The organism is Peptococcaceae bacterium (genome assembly GCA_024655825.1).
Taxonomy (GTDB): Bacteria; Bacillota; Peptococcia; order DRI-13; family PHAD01; genus JANLFJ01.
Genome location: JANLFJ010000049.1, coordinates 1 through 19,517, shown reverse-complemented (window position 1 = coordinate 19,517; position 19,517 = coordinate 1). Strand labels below are relative to the sequence as shown.

The following is a 19,517-nucleotide window of genomic DNA, read 5'->3' as shown; positions in this document are numbered from 1 at the left end:
CCATGACTGGTCCATGGATAAAATCATTGCCACATATCGTTCCCTATATCACATCGAAAACACTTTCAAGCAGATGAAGAATACGCGTTTTTTGGGTTTAAGACCGTTCTACCACTGGACGGATCAGAAGATTAGGGTACATGCTTTTTATTGTGTTTTAGCGCTTCGGCTTTGCTTGATACTAAGAAAAATGCTGTATGAAAACGGAATCTTTTTAAGTGTTAATAAGATGCTTTCTTTGCTGGAAAAAATCAAGCAAGTCGTTACAATTTATCCCAAAAAAGGGGAATCAAAAAAGGACTTGGAGGTTTATTCCCAAACAAAGTTAACGCCGAAGCTGAAAAAAATGGCAAGTATTTTTGATATCTTAAAATATATAAAGGTTGGGTAATACAATAACAGTTCCGTTAAAGTGGCATTAAATCAGGCTTTAAGGGCACTTCGTGTAAGTTAAATCGTAAACTCACGCTAGATAACTATTTTTATCTCATCACTTTACGGTAATCATCCTCGAAAGCTCCCCTGGCTACAGGCACTCTTTCCTTTAGCAGCAACCGCCCGCGCGCTATCACCGTGTCAACCTTCAGGTCCTTGTCCAATATTACTATATCGGCGTCCTTGCCTTCCGCAATGCTCCCTTTTTTCTCATCTAAGCGCAAGCGTTGGGCTGGATTAATGGTAACAACCTTTAAAAAGTCGGTTAAGGCAATCTTTTCATCAAGGACCGCATTTCTTAACTCTTCTGCTATGGAGTCTACAGGCGTCAGGAACATCCTCTCCAGAATCCCGTTTTCGTCTTTGACCGGATAAGTGGCGTTGCTGTCGGAACTCATGGTAATATTTTCAAGCGGTGTGCCTTCCTCAAGCAGTGTTTTAAGGGCTTTAGCCGGGGGAATGGCTTTATTGATACCCCTGCTTGGATTCAGCAGCGAAGTGATATCAACGGCCATACCTTTTTTGGCGCAGTCAATCGTCTTTTCAAAAACTTCGGGACAGCGGTTGACATGTGTCGGCACAAACATCTTCAGGGGAACGCCCATCACCGTCGCAATATTTATTAAAGTATAAAGGTCTCCCGGCGTTTCTCCCAGGTGAATATGAACAACCCCGGCTTTATCGCCGAGCCTTCCTCCCAGCCACGCTTGGCTTGCAAGCTGGATAAGGGTTTCTTTATCTGGGTGGCTGGATAAAGGATCAAATAAGGCTATTTTAACGCCGATCACTTTATCAATAAGCGCCAAATCCGAGGTTACGGAATCGGTAATTGTCGCGGCAGGCAGCTGGTATGCTCCGGTATAAATATATGTCGAAACACCTTCCTTCTCCAAAGCCCTGGCTTTAACCAGCAGCTGCCTAAGGCTGAAACCAATCCTGTCGATGCCGAGGGTGCCAACCACTGTTGTTAATCCGGCCCTGGCCAGCGTGCTCAGGCTTACATCCTGGGTCCTGGAGAAAGGCCCTTCCGAACCGCCGGCACCGGTTATGTGAACATGACCGTCAATAAACCCAGGAACAACCATTTTTCCTTGCCCATCAACGACTTCCGTCTCCAAACCGGCGGGTGGTTTTATATCCCGGGAAATTTTCACTATCTGGCTGCCGGCAATCAAAACATCCATACTGCCCAGCTCATCAGGAGAAAACAAGGTTCCTCCTTTAATAAGCTTAAACATCACTGTCTCCCCAATCCTTCCTTATTTTTGCAAAACAAAGGTATCAATTCATTAATATCCGTTACCTCTTCAAGGTGTCTTACCGTTTCAATAATTGTTTCAACCTGTTTCGAGGCCAGTACCGTTCCTGCGAGGTATCTGAACTTATCTTCTATTTCATCTACAGAAACAGGGTTTTCCGGATCGCCCTTGGCAAAATCTGTTCTCTCTGAAAACTTTTCTCCTTTGACAGTGGCAATTTCTACTATCGAGGCATATCCCTGAGCATAATTCTTTTCTATTTCTTCATCAATAACCAGCCTGGTCTTCTTTAGCAGCGCATTTATCTTGCGATCACGCAGTTTTTCAGGGCTGAATTCGGTAAAACTGCAGCGCCGGTACAAAATGGCCGAGGCAACACAGTACGGGATGCTGAATTTTGCTTCAGACGGGTTCGTCGGAAATTGTTTGCCAGTCAAATCCACACCCAGTTTATAAGTGTAAATCGTTATCTCCTTAATATCTTCAGGACTCAAATCGTGTTCTTTCACAATTTTAAGAGCTCCGTCCACCGGGGAATTGGTGTGCCTGCAGCCCGCATGGATCTTAAAACCGATTCCCAGCATCTCATAATTCTTCCCCAGGTTTGCAGTTATAAACTCATAATCAACCTTTTCGGAGGTTGCCACTCCAAAACCCTTTTCTCCTTCAAAGATGTTCCTTGCCCCTGTAAAGCCTTGCTTTGCCAGGAGACAGGCGATAAGCCCATTCATGGCCGCCTTTCCAGGATGCAGCGGCTTGGTCATGGCCCCGTCAATGTTGAACTGCCACAGCCCTGCAGCCTGTGTTCCAGCATTTCCCAGGGCATTTATCATCTGCTCCCTGTCCAAGTCTAAGATTTTTCCCCCTGCAGCCGCAGCGGCAAATGTTCCGGCTGTCCCGGTAGTGTGCCAAATCCGGAAATGCGAGGGATTCACGGCTACGCCGATGCGAATACCCGTTTCATATCCCAGCGCAATCCCCGCAATTAACTTTTTCCCTCCCGCCTTTTCACGTTCGGCCACGGCAAGGGCGGCGGGAATTACAGGAATACCTGGATGATACATGGCCCGCTTATGAATGTCATCAAGCTCCAGCACATGCGAATATGCGCCGTTGGCCAAAGCGGCGTTCAAGCATGAGGTGCGGTCGCCGCTGGGTATGACTGTGGATTCTTTAGTCCCTCCAGCTTCACGAACCAGACGAAGAAACATTTGGCTGGCCTGATCAACGGAACCGGCAATTGTACATCCCAACCAGTCAAGAAAACAGACCTTTGTCAATTTCACGACATCAGCCGGCAAATCTTTATATCCCGTTTTAGTGATAAACTCACTTAATTGACCGGAAATCATAATTAGACCCCTTCCCTTAAAAAGCTTTTTCACATATTGCCAGCAGGTCTTCCTTGGTCGATTTACGCGGATTTATAGCCAAATTCCCGCTTTTTTCAGCTTCTGCGGCAATTTGAGGCAGTAATCCCCTATCCAGCTTCATGTCCTTGAAAGTCAAAGGAAGACCCACGTCAACCAGGAGGTCTTGAACTGCCTCGATGGAGCTTTGGGCTGCCTGGCGGGTGCTCATGTTTTCAATATTGACGCCTAAAGCCGCAGCTATTTTGGCGAATTTCTCCATGTTGCCAGGTATGTTAAAGCTCATCACGTGCGGCAGGAGTACGGCATTGGCCACTCCGTGAGGAACCTCGTAATAACCGCAGAACGGGCCGGTTATGGCGTGAAGAATACCCAGCCTGGTATTACGGTAAGCCATCCCTATAAGGACACAGGCCATGGTCATCCTTTCCCTGGCTTTTATATTTTTGCCGTTGGCCACGGCACTGCGCAGGTTGCTGCCAATAATCCTTATCGCTTCAAGCGACATAGCATCCGTAATTTCCGTGGAAACCGTATTTGTATATGACTCAATGGCATGCGAGAGGGCATCCATTCCTGTGGAGGCCGTAACGTGCGCCGGCATGCTCACAGTTAACAACGGATCGATGACCGCCGCAGCCGGGACTACCAGGGGGCTCCTTAGCCCCAGGCGGGCATGTTTTTCGCGGTCGGCAATAACAGCGACATCTGTCACTTCGGCGCTGGTACCGGCCGTAGTCGGCAGGGCAATAACCGGCACCGGCGGGACCTTTACCTTGTTCGCTCCGGCGTAATCACGGCATGTTCCGCCATTGGCAGCAACAACTCCCATCGCTTTTCCCGAATCTATCGCGCTGCCCCCACCGATGGCCACAACAATATCAAAGCCTTGTGCCCGGATGATTTCTGCTCCTTTATCCACCGTATAAACAGAAGAACTCTGTTCAATATCATCAAACAACTCCGTAACAATTCCCCGTTCTTGAAGAGAAGCCTGAATCGGCTCCAACAATCCAGCCTGCTTTACTCCCTGGTCGCTGATGACAAGCGCTTTCCTGGCGCCGCGGGATTGAACAACAGCGCCTATTTCCCGGCTGGCGCCCAGGCCGTAGACTATCTCCGTGGCCATAACAAAACGAAATGAATCGCTCACTTTCCTCGCACTCCCCATATATAAATTATCAGTCCATAGAAACAAGTATTTTCATCGCTTGCTGCCCCGCCATCAATTCAAACCCTTCTCGGCATTTGTCCAGCGGGAGTACATGACTTATAATCCTTTCAAAATCGATTGACCGCTTGCTTACAAGTTTCACGGCCTCGCCAAACTCTTCAACATAAAGTACGGCCCCGAAAACCTCCAGCTCGTTCCTGGCAATGTCGATAGGACTGATGCTTGCAAGGGCCGTGGCTAATCCTAAAAGGACCACCTTTCCTCCCGGCTGGGCCATTTTGACGGCCTGTTCAACGGTTTTCGGTATGCCGGCCGTTTCAATGACCACTTCCGCCCCACTGCCATCGGTCAGCCTCTTCACTGCAGCCACGGGTTCATCATAAACGGCGTTGATGACCTGGTCAGCCCCCATTTGCCGGCAGACCTCAAGCTTCTTCTCCACCACATCCGACACAATTACTTCGGCGCCCGCACTTTTAGCCAAATTGGAAACAAGCTGTCCCATAGTCCCAGCGCCAATAACCGCCACTGTTTTACCAAGCAAATTGCCGCTTTTCTTTATAGCTCTTAAAACCACTGCCGTAGGTTCCACCATGACCGCTTCTTGGTCGGGCACATGACCAGGAATAAGCCAGAGCGCGTTTTCCGGCACTTTGACAAATTCCGCAAAACACCCCGGGGCATCAATCCCGATATTCCACCGGCTGCGGCAAAGGTTTCTGCGGCCGCTCAAACAGAATTTACAGCTCCCGCAGGTAAAAAACGGGTTGGCCACCACCCTGTCCCCGGCTTTAAATTTTTGCACATCCTTTCCCACTTTTTCTACAATGCCGAAGAATTCATGGCCTAAAATCATGGGGTAGTATTTAACCGGCCGGTCTCCAAGATAGCGATGCAAGTCCGAACCGCATAACCCTGCAGTTTTTACGCGAATAAGCACCTCGCCGTCTGAGATGCAGGGCGGACTTGTCTTTTCAACGCGCAAATCCCTGCTTTTATACAAAAGCGCCGCCTTCATGCCTGCTGCTCCTTCGCTCATTTTTTCTTGTGGTCGGCAAGCGGCGGAGAGTAGACCCAAACAATCTTCAAGGGCTCATTTCCAGTGTTGATAACCTTGTGTTTTACTCCCGGCGGAGCATAAAAAGCCGTCTCAGGAACCAATTCAAACTCCTCTTCCCCGGCCACAAATATTCCCTGCCCACTGATCAGGAACATCACCTCTTCTTCCGTCTCGTGGGCATGCTCAGGAATCATGCTGTTGACCTCGGTTATGTTGAAACCCATGGACATGTTTTTGACTCCCACCGTCGCTTCCGATAACAACAGTTTAGATTCACGCGCCGGTATCCTCTTTACACCTTCCACGTCTTTAGCCTTCACCGTCAATTTCCTTGCCATAAAAAGTTCGCTCCTTTTTTCCTTTTATAGTAAAAATATATAAATGATCGATAACAAAATATTTAAATCCTCAGATTACGTTTATGCTTATTTGATATTAATATTTAAATTACTTGCATGATTTAAAATTGCAATTTTTGTGCCATTAAGAAATACTAATAAAATAAGGATTTACAAAATCGCCTGCGTTTCATTTTGCAATTTGCGTAATTCGATTTTTCATAATGAAATAATCCGTAATGATATGATGGCCGCCGTTAAACCTATTAACGGGGCCACCACGGTAACCATAAAATAATCGAAATATGTCTCCCTTAACTTTAAACCCGTATACGCCAGCATAGCAAGGTAGGCACTGTTATTGGGCAAAGTATCAAGACAGGTGGCAGCAAGGAGCATAATACGGTGCAGTACCTCAGGATCCCCCAGCTGCTTGATTTGGTCGCCAACAGTGCTGAGGGTAAGTAAAATACCCCCGGAGGCCGAACCCAGAAGTCCCACCGAGATATTTGTCATAATCCCCACCAGCACGTATGGATTTAACGGCATTTTAATAATCCGACTCATAAAATCCGAAAAGGTGGGCGTTTCTGATAAAACCTCGCCGAACCCCGCTGCGGACGCGGCATACAGCATTGGGCCAACTGCATCGCCGGCGCTCTCATTTATTGCCTGCCTTAAACTTATTTTTTTAATGTTTTTAACCAGCGAAACCAGCACCCCAAGCGCAAGGGAAATGGCCGGTTCAATATTTAAAACCGCAAGCGACACGACAACCGTAAGCAGAGGTAAAACTGTTATAAACAAACCTGTTTCACTGCCGTCCGGCAAATCTTCACCCATGTTCACGCGCATGTTTATAAGCTTACTTGACCTGCGCTGGAGATAAACAACAGCAAATAATGTGCTGAAAAGCACGCCTGTAAGACCAACCTTCATTCCTGCGGTTGCAGTTGTCTGAAAAAAATCCATCAAAATAAAATTGTGTATTTGTGAACTCCCGGGCGCGGGGATTCCCAAAAGAACATTGCCGGCGGAAATACAAGAAATGGTCAGGGACTTCGGCAGGCCCGCCCTGGCAAAGACTGAACTGGCAATGGGGTATATTGTAAAGATCAATAAGAAACCGCTAAGCCCGCCATAGGAGATCAAGGCTGTCGCAAACATGATTCCGGCAGCGGCCCATCGGGGTCCAAAATATTTGGTGATAAACCGGGCTATAATCCGGGCATCCCCTGAAAGAACCATTATCTTACCCAGTAAAGAGCTAAGAAGGAAAATCAAAAGGAATTTTTGGACAAAAACGCTTACACCGCCAACATAAGCCTTATTCAGGATGTCCGTCACATCTAATCTATTCAACACGGCTATCACAGCCGCTGATAAAGGCGCAACAAAAATTATGTTTATTCTCAGGCAAATCAACACAATAAACAGACAAAAGCCCGCAATTATGCCCACCATGTTTTATACAACGGCCACCTTTACAAAATAAGATTCAACTGTCAAAGAGCATCACGGTAAATTCTATTCACAATGTCCGGCGCTTCTCCCGCCGGGTCATTATTGAGCCCTCCAACCACCTTGCCGACCAGCCAGGGTAAATCATCCTCCGTGATTTTCAAGTCAGCCAGGGTTAAATGGGCCCCGATGCTATCTATAAAGCTGTCATACGCTGACATGAAATCGGATTTGTTTTCACATCTGCGGCCTGACAATATTTGCCCCACCCGGTTGAATTTCTCCGCAGCGTACTCATAGGCTTTATCCAGCCAGCTGCGATACAGCGCCCTTAATCCCGCACCGTGACTTGTGCCTGTTTTTATACCGACGCCATACTGCAGGCGGTGGGGCAAGCATGCGCTGGAATTTGCCAGGTTGATGCCCATTATCATGCTGGCATAAGACATGCGGCTGCGGGCTTCTAAATCCTGCCCGTTCTCCAGGACCCGCGGCAAGTATTCCTTTACCATTCTGATGGCCTCCTGGGAGTACATATCCACCAAGGGGTTTTTCACCGCCCGCGACACATAAGTCTCCACAGCATGGGTAAATACATCAAATCCCGTATCCAAAGTTATCTCGCGGTTTAAAGAAAGAGTCAGAGCGGGGTCGACAATAGCGATTGCCGGAAACAGACCTTCATGGCGCATGCTTTTTTTAATCTCAAGAGCCTGGTCGGTTAAAAGAGAGATGGGGTTCACTTCAGATCCGGTCCCGGCCGTCGTGGGAATGGCCACCAGCGGAATACCCACAGTAGAGATGGAACGTTCGCCGAGCAAATAAGGCTCAATCTTTTCGCCGGTGGTCAAACCCAGGTCTATAGCCTTAGCCGCATCAATAACACTGCCGCCTCCCAGGGCCGCAATAACCTGGGGTTTCCATTCCCTGAATCTTTCCACCCCTTCATTTATTTCCCGGGACAGCGGGCTTGCGCTGATATTGTCGTAAACGGATGTAACAGCCCCCAAGCCCTGCAAATCTGTTTGCAGTCGCCCTGTATAACCAAGCGTTTTCATTGCCTTCCGCCCAGTCACAAGGAGAACGCGTTTTCCTAGGGAAGTGACCAGTTCGGCTGCCTGCTGGAATCCGCCGGAGCCGAAAAATATTTTTGTCGGCCGGTAGTGGGTAAACTTCATAACCATCTTTTTATTCACCCCTTATTTTAGCATTATAATACTCCAAAACACTTGGTACATTATCCCTGCCGGCAAAACTCCGGCAGGCGGTTTTTAAAAGTGCCTCCAGGGAGGATTACCCTCCCTGGAGAACCGGAAACAGCTCAATGTTGTCGTTTTCCTCAACAAGGCAGTCAACGGGCGCCCATTTGCCGTTTTTGATAACGATGCCGACCTCGCCGGGAGCGATCCCTATCTTTTCCAGAAGTTCGGTTAGCGCTGCCGGCTCCCCCAGAGAGACGACCAGTTCTTTTTGGCCGGCTGCTTTGATCAACGTCAAATTAAACCGGAACACGGCCATATTATTCTCAAACAACCCCTTTTAGCATTTCTTCTTCGCTTAAATCGAAAACTGAGTTGTGCGGAGGAAGCTGCTCCCGTGTTACGAATTCCGGCAGCCTGTCCTGGGCAGGGCTGAGGCCGGCTTTAATGTTGAACTCCCGCTCATTTTTGATTGTTTCGGCACCCAGGTTCCAGATATCTTCCACGCTCAATTCCGCGCCCACCAGCGAGTTGACCATGGTGGCAAGAATAACCGGGTCTTTAAACAGGTAATTGCGGGAAAAGATGCAGAAACCCAAACCGTCCAGGGTCGTTATCTTTATCTGCGTGTTCCGGGAAAGGTCGCCCTGCCTGTCGGTGCCAAGCGGGGGGACTTCACCCCTGGCGCCGAAGCAGTTGCCTGCCGTGTGGTCAGCGCCCATGGGAGACATCGCATATGTCACGCCGTTGCCTTTAAGACCCCGGGGGTCGTATCCCGGAAAAGCCTGTCCTTTGGCCGCCGGTATCCTGTTTATACCGAACACCTCGCCGGTAACTTTTGCGCCGTTTCCCAGCACCCTTCCCACAACCGTGGCCTTGCGCACTTCCTCTATCAACTGCATCAAAGCTTTTTCGTCATTAAACCGGGCCAGACCGGCTTCAACCGCCAGTCCCAAAGTCGCGCCCATCTCAATGGCATCCACGCCGGCATCGTTGCACGCGTGGTTTAACCTGGCGACGGAGTCCAGGCTTTCCATGCCGAGGTTTGAACCAAGGAGGGCAACGTTTTCGTATTGAAGGGTGGAACAGATTTTCCGCCCGTTTTCATCGGGATAGATGTTGCCGCACCTGATGATGCAACCGTTCATGCACGCTAAAGCTGTTTTGCCTTCCCCGCCCCTTCTCTGGATTGTCTCGTACATCGTCTCACCGCAAAGATTTTCGACAAACTCAAAACATCCTTCCCTGAAGTTGCGGGTCGGCAGCGCGCCCATGGCATTCACCGCCTTGAAAATCGCATTTGTGCCCATCCGCTGGTTTACATTTTTTATCTTGGGGTCCCCGAGCATCGATTCATGGTATTCCTTTATCGCCGCGTTGAAAGCATCTTTGTCTTTATATACGACCTGGCTGCCGGTGATGTTTTCAATAACTATCGCTTTAATTCCCTTGCTGCCCATTACGGCGCCCAGGCCGCCCCTGGCTGCAAACCGCGCCTCTCCATTGGGATCTGAACAGGCGACAAAAGCCGAGCGCATCAAGGATTCGCCTGCCGGGCCGATGCACACCACGGCAGTACCTTTGCCAAGGGCTTGATTCAATCTCCGGATGGTGTCATAAGTTCCCAGCCGCTTCAATTCGTTCATGACCTGCAAGGAAACGCCGTCTTTTTTCACAAACAGGACATAAGTGTTGTCATCCTTGGGCAGCCCTTCGAAGACCAGGGCCTTAATACCCAGCTTCCCCAGGTTGTTCGCGGCCAGCCCTCCGGAATTGGCTTCTTTTATCCCGTTGGTCAGCGGGCTTTTAGCTCCTACCGAAAGCCGGCTCGCGCTTGAAGCGGCCGTCCCCCCAAGCAAGCCGGGCGCAAGAATCAATTTGTTGTAAATTCCCAGGGGCTCGCAGGCAGGATCGACCTCATCCAGCATCATCTTGGCTATTAAGGACCTGCCGCCGTACAGCCTGTATTTTTCGCCCGGCGCCTCGGTTATTTCTTTGGTGGACATATTGATTCTGACAATCCTGGACATCTCATTCACTCCTCATTTAAACATTTAAAGGCAGTGTTTATATATTGTATTATATATTATCATGTATCATCCCTGCCGGCAAAACTCCATCCGGCAGTTTATAAAACCGGCAATACCCGGTCCTGGTAAGGAACCGGGTAATGCCGCCTTTTGTATTAAGGGGTAGAAAACCTTGCTACACTTCGGGAATAGCCATATCGGGTGTGCCGGGCGCACTTTGTTTGTATTCCGGATAATAACGGTTCATCATTTCTTTGACGATTGCCACCTGTTTGGCCAGGTTCACTCCGTCGCTGGCGTGGGTCAGTTCGCCGTGCCCGCTGATAACGGAATTGCCAGCTTTCAGGTGGACGGGAGACGCCACGCGCACAATTTCAGGAGCTTCGTAAACCCTGATGAATCCGCCGGACCCGGGCGGGTTATCTGTATGGATGTCGAGAGGAACGCTTACTGTGGCGCGAAGAGCGGCCATCATGGGCAGGGTCATGTCGCGTACGGGGTTGATGGAATCTGCCCCCAGCATTTCCAGGACCTTAAAACTCGCCGGGTTGCCGTGCCCCATGTGGGCGGAAGCTTTGAAATGCATATTCTTCGGCAGTTCGCCGGCATCCCTCATCTGTTTGAGCAGCCACAGGCAGCCTTCGTCATACACCAGCACGCCCCTGATGCCTACTTCAGCCATGCGTTTGACGTCTTCCACGGCACGCAGCACTTGCTCCATGCCCCTCAGGCGGTAACCTATACGAACGCCTTGGGTGCTTAACCTTGTCGCGCTTGTATCATAAGTCGCCCTGGGACCTATAGACATGTTAAGCTCAACTTTGTATTCGGCACAGATTTTAGCGTATTCTTTTAATTCGGAAAGAGTGTGCCTGAAGCAGCCGTATGTTTCATCAACCCTGTTAATTACGATGCCTTCTTTTACCGCGGTTTCCATCATCGTTTTCAAAGCCTCGGCGCTGTTGACGGTTGGCACTTCCAGGCGGTAGTGAGCGCCATCGGGAAAGGTTTTGCCCGAAGTCGGCAGGTTTTCCAGGTCGCCGCTGGGCAACCCAAGTTTTGTAACAAATTTCCTCGTCTTTTCAAAAATCATTTACAATTCCTCCTTACTTAGTTGTTGCTTGTTTAAATATATTTTCAAGCAATTTTTATGCCAAAAATAAATTGAGGAAAATCGGTTGTTTTATGCTAGAATAAACAAAAAGACCCTTTCATAATGAAAAACTCATTTCATTAAGAAACGGCCGGTGCCAGTCTCTGGGCAAATCAAACGAGGGGGTAGCTTAATGAGCAGGTTAAGAGGAAAAATTGGTTTGATTGCTCCCAACTCCGAAATAGCCGCCTTGGCCAAAAGGGTTTCCAGTGAATTCGAAGGCATACTGGATGTCTACGAAGGAAACCTGGAGGAGGGCGTTAAAGCAGCGCGCAGCGCTCTCACTTGCGGGAGCGAGGTTTTCATCAGCCGGGGCGCGACAGCTTATCTTATCGAAACAGAATTAAAAACGCCCGTTGTGCAGATTGTCTTTTCCGGTGTTGATCTGATTAAGACCGTGGAAAAAGCCAAGCAGTTTGACAGCCGCTTTGCGTTCGTCGGTCACGAAAACCTTTTTAAGGAACTTGAAGGCCCTTATGTTTTTTTCGGTTACACTCTTCATATCGAGAAATTTAAAGAATACAACGACATTAAAAGAATAATCCACAATGCATATACTACCAACAACATCAAGGTATTTATGGGTGGAGAAGCCGTAGTGAAAACCGCCCGGGAGCTGGGACTCAAGGGAATACTGATCGAATGCGGCATCGAGTCAATTAAGAGGGCCGTGCTTGAAGCCAGCCGGCTGGCTGAAATGAAAGCGATCGAGTCGGAAAGATACCTGCAGTTCAAGGCCATAACCGAGCACAGCAGCGAAGGCATTATGTTCGTGGATAACAACGAAAAGGTCGTTTATATGAACCCTGCGGCCAAGAATATGTTTCTCAAAAAAACCCGCCTTAATGAACATGCCGGCCAACTGGCCATTAAGGATTTACTGCCAAAATTAGAGAAGACAGTCCGGGCGGGGAAACCGTCCTTCCAGGTATATGACAGCATAAGCGACACTAAAATAATCGCCAATTATATTCCCCTGGTTTTAGGGTCGGCTAAACTGGGCGGCCTTGTTTCCTTCCAGGACATTACAAGAATTGAAGAATTGGAAAAACGCATCAGGCGGGAACAATATGCCAAAGGGCTGGTAGCCAAATACACCTTTGATCACATCCTCACATACGACAGCCGCCTGACAAAGATCCTGGCTTACGCCAAAAGAATCGCTCAAACCGACAGCTCAATCCTGATAACGGGAGAATCGGGAACAGGCAAAGAACTGATGGCCCAAAGCATACACAATGCGAGCCCACGAAAAAACGGGCCCTTTGTCGCCATAAACTGCGCAGCCTTGCCCGAAAACATCCTGGAAAGCGAATTGTTCGGATATGTTGACGGGGCGTTCACCGGAGCGAGAAAAAGCGGCAAGGCTGGACTGTTTGAATTGGCTCACATGGGCACCATATTTCTTGATGAAATCGGCGACATACCCTTAAATGTGCAGAGCCACCTTTTGCGGGTAATTCAAGAAAAAGAGGTCGTCAGGATTGGCGACGACCGTGTTATACCTGTCAATATCAGGATTATTTCCGCAACCAACAAAGACCTTGGCCAGATGGTCAAACAGGGGAAATTCCGGGAAGACCTCTATTACCGTCTCGATATTATAAGAATAAAACTTCCTTCCCTGCGGGAAAGAATAGAGGACATCCCGCACTTGTGCAACTGGTTTATCAGGCATTACTGCCATACAAATAAAATACCCCTGAAAACAATGTCAAAAGGCGCCTTGAATTTGCTTAAGCTTTATTCTTGGCCGGGAAATGTCCGGGAACTTCAGAACTTCATGGAAAGCCTGGTTATTTTTACGGACAGGGAGCCGGTTATTGATGAAAAAACCGTGGAACAACTACTGCAGGATAAACTGAACAATAACCAGCTCTCCGAACTGCAAAGCGAATACAGAACCTTGATAAACGGAGCAAAAAGCGAAGCAGGGATCCTGCGGAAATACGAAATGCAAAGCATAAAGGAAGTGCTGCAAAAAGTAAACGGCAATAAGTCTGAAGCCGCCCGCATACTGGGTATCAGCACCACAACCCTCTGGCGAAGGCTAAAAAGCATCAACCCCGACGGGCAATTAAGAGAAATGTGAGACAGCCGTTATTTAGGCCAGTTTTTCTGCAAAACCTTATTCGCTATCTCGGCAAACTCTTCAACTGTTAACAGCCCCGCTTTTTCAAAGGATTTTTCTTTGACGGCGAGCAGTATCTCCATTTTCTGGTCGTCATCCCTGGCGGTTAAACCCAGCCGGTCAAGGTAAATCTCCACAGTTGGCAGGCCGCTGTTTTTGCCTATAACCAGCTCAAAGTCTGGATGCCCGGTCAAAGAATAGAGATACGGCGAGAGCTCCAGCGGGGCGACATCTTTTGCATTCCGGTACCATTCCGCAATTATTCCGGATTCAATCTTGCCGATGTCATCACCGATGATCCCCCTGTTCTGCCGGACCTGCAGCCCGCACATCTCCCTCAAGAATTTGGACAGGCCGTACATTTTTTCATATTTCAGTCCCGTATCGACACCGTACATGGTGAGCAGCGTCAAGGCCACGTCTTCATACGGGGCGTTGCCGGCGCGCTCGCCAATTCCCGAGATGGTGGTATGAGCCACATCGGCGCCGGCTGCCAGTGCCAGGACGGTATTGGCCGCTCCCATGCCGAAGTCGTCGTGGAAATGAACCTCGATTGGTTTGTCCTTGATCCGTTCCTTTACTTTTTTGATCATATAGGCGGATGCGCTGGGCGCCAGCCCGCCGAATGTATCCACGCACACCAGGGCGTCCATGTGCCCTTCTTTGGCCACTTTTTCAATGAGGTCCAAAAACCAGCCCATCTCCGCCCTGCTCCCGTCGATGGGGAAGAACACGGTATAAAGCCCGTTTTCCTTGGCGAAAAGCGTCGCCTCAATGGAAAGGTCGATCGCTTTCTGCAGCTCCCATCTGTAAGCATATTTGATGATGTGTTCGCTGGAAGGTATTTCGACAACAATCCCCTGGACGCCGCAGTCCACGGCCCGTTTAACGTCTTCTTTCATGCACCTGGCAAAAGCGAAAATTTCCGGGCCCAGGTTTCTTTTTACTATTTCCTTGATTGCTTCGGCATCCTGCTTGGAAACGGCGGGCATTCCCGCTTCGATCCTGTGAATGCCGATCTCGGCCAGCTTTTCGGCCAGGGCGACCTTCTGGTCCTTGTTGAATACCAGCCTGGCCTGCTGCTCGCCATCACGTAAAGAGACATCGTGAAACTTTATTTTCCCTGCAAATTGGTGTGTTCGCCTCACTTCTTCCACAAAATTCCACGGGCTGGTAAACCATTTGTCTGTTTTCCACGGCGTATTCATCGATGTGCCTCCTCGTCTTTAATATATGATTAATATTCAAGAATATTAATCAGGATCCTCCCGCAGTTTTCACAGCGGTATATTTTCCCGCCTTCCCTGATACGGCCGACCAGGATGGACGGCATGGCTATATGACAGCCGGAACAGGCCCCTCCTTTAACTACGGCCACCGGGTTGCCGGGAAACTTTTTTTCCACTTCCTGAAAAAAGCTCAGCACCTCAGGCTTCAGCTTCTCCCTGATTTTTTCCTGTTTAAGCCTGTTTTCAGCCAGTTTCAATTCTATCTGCTGCAGCTTTTCCCTGTAAACCTTGACATTATCGTTGTATTCTCTCTTAAGCTGCTTGATCGCTTCCCGCGCCTGCTTTTGACCGCTCCTCAATTCTTCCGCCTTTTTCAACATCTCCCAGTATAGAACCTCTCCCTTTTCGGCTTCGGACTCTTTTTTCAGAACAGACTGCTGGAGGCTTAGCAGTTCTTTGAGGGAACTGCCTTTCGCCCCGTAAAGTTTTTCCTTGCCGCCCTTTATCTGCTTGTTGATCAGGCTGACCTTCTTTTCCAACTCCTGCGCCTTGCGCTCCGTTTCCGCAGCCTGCCGCTGCAGTCCGTCAGCCTCCGCTTCAACCCGTTTTATGTCTTCCCGCAGCTTTTTCAAATGTTCGACTAAAGGCTTTAATTCGCTCTTTTTCCTCAAAAGGTACTCTTCTTGCACAAATTCCTGAAGCTGCCAGATAAGCTTCTCTTGCTCCATTTTTTCTCCGCCTTTCCTAACCCATCCCTTATAAATAGTAAAAAGGGTCGGTGCAGATTTGTGATACCATTACAGTTACCCCTTCTTGCGCCAGTTGATTTCGTATGATACCGGCCATTGCCTGGATAACCGGGTTTTCGGTGGCGAAATGTCCCGCATCCACCAGCGCCAGGTCACAGGCCAGCGCTTCCTGGGCTTCATGGTACTTCACATCGGCGGTCAGCAGCACCTGAGCGCCTGCCAGAAGCGCCTGGTGCATGTAGGAAGCCCCTCTTCCGCCGCAGACTGCGACTTTTTCGACTATTTTCTGGGCCGGCCCGCAGCAGCGGACCGTGTTAACGGCCAGTTTTTCCTTGACCTTTTCCACAAAAGAAGCCAGAGTCATGGGACAGGGCAGTCGGCCCACTCTCCCCAGGCCCGCCGTCTTGCCCTCGTTGGTCAGGGGATACAAGTCGTAAGCCACTTCCTCGTATGGATGGGCTTTTATCATGGCCCCGACAGCCCGGGGCAGGATTTCTTCGGAAACTATAGTTTCCAGCCGTGTTTCTTCAACTTCTTCCAGTTTGCCCCGGCTCCCGATAAACGGGTTCGTGCCTTCCAGTGGACGAAAGGTTCCCGTGCCGCGCACCCTGAAGGTGCAGTCCGAATAATTGCCGATCCAGCCAGCCCCAGCCCGGGAAACGGCTGTGCTCACCTGCTCGAGGTAGTCGTGGGGAACGAAAACAACCAGCTTGTAAAGCTTTTGCTTCCAGCCTGCGGAAAGCACCGCCGTCTCCCGCAAATCAAGTTTGCTGGCCAGGATGTCGTTCACCCCGCCCCACGTTGCGTCCAGGTTTGTATGCGCGGTGTAAAGGGCCATCCCTCTTTTAATTATTTCGGCGAGCAGGCGCCCGGCCGGTTGATCCATTCTGAAATTCTGCAGGGGTCTGAAAAATGGTGTGTGGTGGACAACCAGCAGGTCCGCCCCGGCGTCGGATGCTTCGGCCAGCACAGCCGGTGTGAGATCGAGAGAAAGGAAGACCCTGCTAACCGGCTGGGCCGGGTCACCCGCCTGCAGGCCGATGCTGTCCCAATCTTGAGCCAGCTCCAGCGGTGCAAACTCCTCCAAAATGTTGATCACTCTTTGACAGCTGACAGCCATAACAGCAGCTCCTTTATCATATTTTCCCTTTCAACAAGCCGGCGGCGTTTTTCTTTTGCTTCGTCAGTTTTTGAATTCGCCAGCCGGCTGATTATTTCCTGCAAGGACGAAAGCTCTTTTGCCAGGACCAGGGCCAGCAGCGGGTGCTTATTTTTGATGAGCAGCGGTCCAAAACATGCCTCCTCCTCACTTAAAGAGGGGGCCTCTCCTTTTTCGGCAGCCATGATTTCATATACCTGCCCCTTTTCGCTGACTAGGTCCTCCTCGACAATAACCCATCCATGCTCATAAAGCCAGCGGCGAATCGCCTCCGAAGCGTTCATGGGCTGGAGTATCAATCTCGTTAAACCCTCCGCCGCTTCCGGCGCTTGCGCCAGGATCTCCCTCATTGCTGCGCCTCCCATACCGGCAATAATAACGACATCGACTTCCCCCGGCTGCAGCGGGTTTAGCCCGTCACCCAACCGCAGGTCAACCGCGCCTGCCGGCAGGCAAGCCCGCACATTGCGGCAGGCCGTCTCATACGGCCCCCGGTGAACATCAACGCCTATCACCAGGGGAGAAACGCCCTCCTCAACAAGGTAGACCGGTAAAAGACCGTGGTCTGTCCCTATATCCGCGACCCGGCTTCCAGCTGGAACCAGCCGGGCAAGAGCCTGCAGTCTTTTGGAAATCTTTATCATGACCATCTTTCATCCTGTCCTTTTTAAAGCAGCGGCAGCGGAAGTCGTTAATTTAATACGCAGCAGCATAACCGTCAGTCCTGGGATCCGCGCCTCCCGCAAAAACGCCGCTTTCTTGTTTTATAACAATTCCCTGGGCCTGTCCAGCTGCAGATGCCCAGTCGTCCATCATCCGGATCTTGTGACCCCAGGACTCCAGCTTGGCCACCGTTTCCAGCGGGAACCGGCCTTCCATATTCAGGTAATCGTTGTTGTCGCCGAAATACATGGACCCATGCAGCCAGCGCGGCGCTTCAATCGCCTCCTGAATGTTGAAACCGAAATGAAGGAGCCTGGTGATAACCTGGAGGTGGGTTTGCGGCTGGCCGTTGCCGCCCGATGCCCCGAACACGATCACGGGCAAATTGTCTCGCGTGACAATGCTGGCAGTCAGCGTGTGAAAAGTTCGCTTGTGAGGTTCCAGGCGGTTGATGTGGGTGGGGTCAAGGGAAAAACAACTACCCCGGTTCTGTAATACTATACCCGTTTCATCGACGGTGCAGCCCGCGCCGAAAGGAGCATAGAGGCTTTGAATCCCCGCCGCGGCATTGCCCTGCCGGTCGGCGGCCGCAAAAAAGGTGGTGTTTGTGTGTAGTTCTTCTTGTTCATAGACAGAGGCCGCGAAGTTTGGATTAATAAGCGTGCGCAGCCGCGACGCATACTGCTTGTCCAGTATGTCTTCATATTCGATGGGAACAAAGTCCGGGTCTGTTATATACTGGTCCCTGTGCTGGTAGGCAATCTTTTTGGCTTCCACCAGGCAATGGATCAGCTCTGCCGTGTCGCAGCCCATGGCGGTCAAGTCAAAACCCTCCAGGATATTGAAGCCCAGCAGCACGGCAAGCCCCTGTGTATTAGGCGGTGTTTGATAAATACGGTAATCCCCGTAAGTGATCTGGAGAGGTTCCCCCCAGGTTGATGAATGGAGTTCCAGGTCTTTTTGGGTAAGCAGTCCGTTCTTCCTTTCCATGTAATGGTGTATTTTCCTGGCTATTTCTCCTTTATAAAACACGCCTGCGCCTTCTTTTCCAATGGCTTCAAGGGTTTTGGCAAGCTGCTCCTGGCAAACGACGTCACCCGGCCCGGCCGGGCGACCCCTGGGTATAAAACACTGGCGCAAGTAGCCGTCCTGCCAGATTATCTCCTTGTTTTCCCGCACGAACCCCGCCATGTGGTGACTTAAGGGGAACCCTTCCCTGGCGTAGTAAACCGCCGGCTGAAGCAAACGCTCAAAAGGCATGCTGCCAAACCTTTTCCACAGCTCGCTCCAGCCATGCACGCAACCCGGCACTGTCACGGAAAGGACTCCTCGTCTCGGGAAGCGGTCATACCCGCGCGCCCTTACTGTTTCAATGCTGGCTTCGAGAGGAGAACGCCCGCTCCCGTTAAGAAAAAACACCTTTTTCTGCTCAGATGAATAAAGGAGATAAAAAACATCGCCGCCGATTCCGCACTTGCCGGGATGAACCACCCCTAAAACCGCGTTAGCCGCAATCACGGCATCAAATGCATTCCCACCTTCCTTGAGGACATCCAGTCCGGCCAGGGAAGCCAGCGGATGAGCAGTTGTCACTAGGCCGTTTTTACCCATAACGACAGGACGGTGCATAAAATCAACCTCCCCAAATATCTCCGGGTTAACAGGATCATTTTTATTATACCAAAATATTACATTTGTTTCCTTAATTTAAAATCAAGTTTTATAAAATAAAAAACCCCGTCCAAACAGACAGGGCGTTTTTTTAAATGGTGGGCGATGACAGGATTGAACTGCCGACATCCTGCTTGTAAGGCAGGCGCTCTCCCAGCTGAGCTAATCGCCCGAATGAGAAGTGGGAGGTGGGAGGTGAGAAACCCTCTCACTTCTAACCTCTCACTTTTAACTTCTAAATTGGTGGGCCCACCTGGGATCGAACCAGGGACCAACCGGTTATGAGCCGGTTGCTCTACCGCTGAGCTATAGGCCCTCTTTTTTGCGGAGACAGAGATTATTTTATAACATATATGCGGTCGGGTCAATACCTATTTTCTTCCGAGCTTTTTGCGATGTAAGCTATTTTTATGATTTTCTAATCGCAAATCAAGCA

General features: G+C 50.0%; 17 protein-coding genes and 2 tRNA genes. 2 read left to right on the top strand and 17 right to left on the bottom strand.

All coding sequences use genetic code 11. The features are described 5' to 3' along the window. Positions 1 to 391: transposase (locus tag NUV48_14035; protein ID MCR4443249.1), on the top strand; the 391-nt coding region annotated here is incomplete at its 5' end. Positions 392 to 482: 91 nt separating this feature from the next. Here NUV48_14035 and iadA read toward each other — a convergent pair. The 10 genes from iadA to NUV48_13985 all read right to left on the bottom strand — a co-directional run bounded on the left by iadA (position 483) and on the right by NUV48_13985 (position 11,419). Continuing rightward, positions 483 to 1,673 (bottom strand): beta-aspartyl-peptidase, encoded by a 1,191-nt coding sequence (gene iadA, locus NUV48_14030; GenBank protein MCR4443248.1) that lies wholly within the window; start codon positions 1,671 to 1,673, stop codon positions 483 to 485. Beyond that, positions 1,673 to 3,046 (bottom strand): MmgE/PrpD family protein, encoded by a 1,374-nt coding sequence (locus tag NUV48_14025; protein ID MCR4443247.1) that lies wholly within the window; start codon positions 3,044 to 3,046, stop codon positions 1,673 to 1,675. The genes iadA and NUV48_14025 overlap by 1 nt, the downstream gene beginning before the upstream one ends. A 16-nt stretch (positions 3,047 to 3,062) precedes the next feature. Next, positions 3,063 to 4,217 carry an iron-containing alcohol dehydrogenase gene (locus NUV48_14020; protein ID MCR4443246.1) on the bottom strand — a complete coding sequence of 385 codons (1,155 nt, stop codon included), beginning with the start codon at positions 4,215 to 4,217 and terminating at the stop codon, positions 3,063 to 3,065. Positions 4,218 to 4,245: 28 nt separating this feature from the next. Next, positions 4,246 to 5,256, bottom strand: a complete 1,011-nt coding sequence (locus tag NUV48_14015; protein ID MCR4443245.1) for an alcohol dehydrogenase catalytic domain-containing protein — start codon at positions 5,254 to 5,256, stop codon at positions 4,246 to 4,248. Between the two features lie 17 nt (positions 5,257 to 5,273). Continuing rightward, a complete protein-coding gene (locus tag NUV48_14010; GenBank protein MCR4443244.1) occupies positions 5,274 to 5,636 on the bottom strand; it encodes a dimethylsulfonioproprionate lyase family protein in 363 nt (120 codons plus the stop codon). A 219-nt stretch (positions 5,637 to 5,855) separates the two neighbouring features. Next, positions 5,856 to 7,100, bottom strand: coding sequence for a hypothetical protein (locus tag NUV48_14005; protein ID MCR4443243.1), 1,245 nt, complete (start codon positions 7,098 to 7,100; stop codon positions 5,856 to 5,858). Positions 7,101 to 7,141: 41 nt separating this feature from the next. Beyond that, positions 7,142 to 8,281: an iron-containing alcohol dehydrogenase gene (locus tag NUV48_14000; protein ID MCR4443242.1), complete on the bottom strand. Its 1,140-nt coding sequence runs from the start codon at positions 8,279 to 8,281 to the stop codon at positions 7,142 to 7,144. Positions 8,282 to 8,390: 109 nt separating this feature from the next. Continuing rightward, positions 8,391 to 8,615 carry a MoaD/ThiS family protein gene (locus tag NUV48_13995; GenBank protein MCR4443241.1) on the bottom strand — a complete coding sequence of 75 codons (225 nt, stop codon included), beginning with the start codon at positions 8,613 to 8,615 and terminating at the stop codon, positions 8,391 to 8,393. Between the two features lie 7 nt (positions 8,616 to 8,622). Then, positions 8,623 to 10,326 (bottom strand): aldehyde ferredoxin oxidoreductase, encoded by a 1,704-nt coding sequence (locus NUV48_13990; GenBank protein ID MCR4443240.1) that lies wholly within the window; start codon positions 10,324 to 10,326, stop codon positions 8,623 to 8,625. Positions 10,327 to 10,501: 175 nt separating this feature from the next. Further along, on the bottom strand, positions 10,502 to 11,419 hold the full coding sequence (locus tag NUV48_13985; protein ID MCR4443239.1) for a peptidase: 918 nt from the start codon (positions 11,417 to 11,419) through the stop codon (positions 10,502 to 10,504). A 193-nt stretch (positions 11,420 to 11,612) separates the two neighbouring features. Between NUV48_13985 and NUV48_13980 the strand changes: the two genes are divergently transcribed. Continuing rightward, positions 11,613 to 13,571: a sigma 54-interacting transcriptional regulator gene (locus NUV48_13980; GenBank protein MCR4443238.1), complete on the top strand. Its 1,959-nt coding sequence runs from the start codon at positions 11,613 to 11,615 to the stop codon at positions 13,569 to 13,571. Between the two features lie 8 nt (positions 13,572 to 13,579). Here NUV48_13980 and NUV48_13975 read toward each other — a convergent pair whose 3' ends face one another. The 7 genes from NUV48_13975 to NUV48_13945 form a co-directional block, all read right to left on the bottom strand. Continuing rightward, a complete protein-coding gene (locus NUV48_13975) occupies positions 13,580 to 14,818 on the bottom strand; it encodes a pyruvate carboxyltransferase (protein ID MCR4443237.1) in 1,239 nt (412 codons plus the stop codon). 29 nt (positions 14,819 to 14,847) lie between these two features. Continuing rightward, positions 14,848 to 15,567: a C4-type zinc ribbon domain-containing protein gene (locus tag NUV48_13970; GenBank protein ID MCR4443236.1), complete on the bottom strand. Its 720-nt coding sequence runs from the start codon at positions 15,565 to 15,567 to the stop codon at positions 14,848 to 14,850. Between the two features lie 28 nt (positions 15,568 to 15,595). Next, on the bottom strand, positions 15,596 to 16,708 hold the full coding sequence (locus NUV48_13965; GenBank protein MCR4443235.1) for a Nif3-like dinuclear metal center hexameric protein: 1,113 nt from the start codon (positions 16,706 to 16,708) through the stop codon (positions 15,596 to 15,598). Continuing rightward, positions 16,684 to 17,391 carry a class I SAM-dependent methyltransferase gene (locus NUV48_13960; GenBank protein ID MCR4443234.1) on the bottom strand — a complete coding sequence of 236 codons (708 nt, stop codon included), beginning with the start codon at positions 17,389 to 17,391 and terminating at the stop codon, positions 16,684 to 16,686. Before NUV48_13960 ends, NUV48_13965 begins: the two co-directional genes overlap by 25 nt. 52 nt (positions 17,392 to 17,443) lie before the next feature. Then, positions 17,444 to 19,039, bottom strand: coding sequence for a gamma-glutamyltransferase (gene ggt / locus NUV48_13955; GenBank protein ID MCR4443233.1), 1,596 nt, complete (start codon positions 19,037 to 19,039; stop codon positions 17,444 to 17,446). 138 nt (positions 19,040 to 19,177) lie between these two features. After that, positions 19,178 to 19,253 (bottom strand) — tRNA-Val (locus NUV48_13950). A 69-nt stretch (positions 19,254 to 19,322) separates the two neighbouring features. Next, a tRNA-Ile gene (locus tag NUV48_13945) sits at positions 19,323 to 19,397 on the bottom strand. Positions 19,398 to 19,517: the final 120 nt, after the last annotated feature.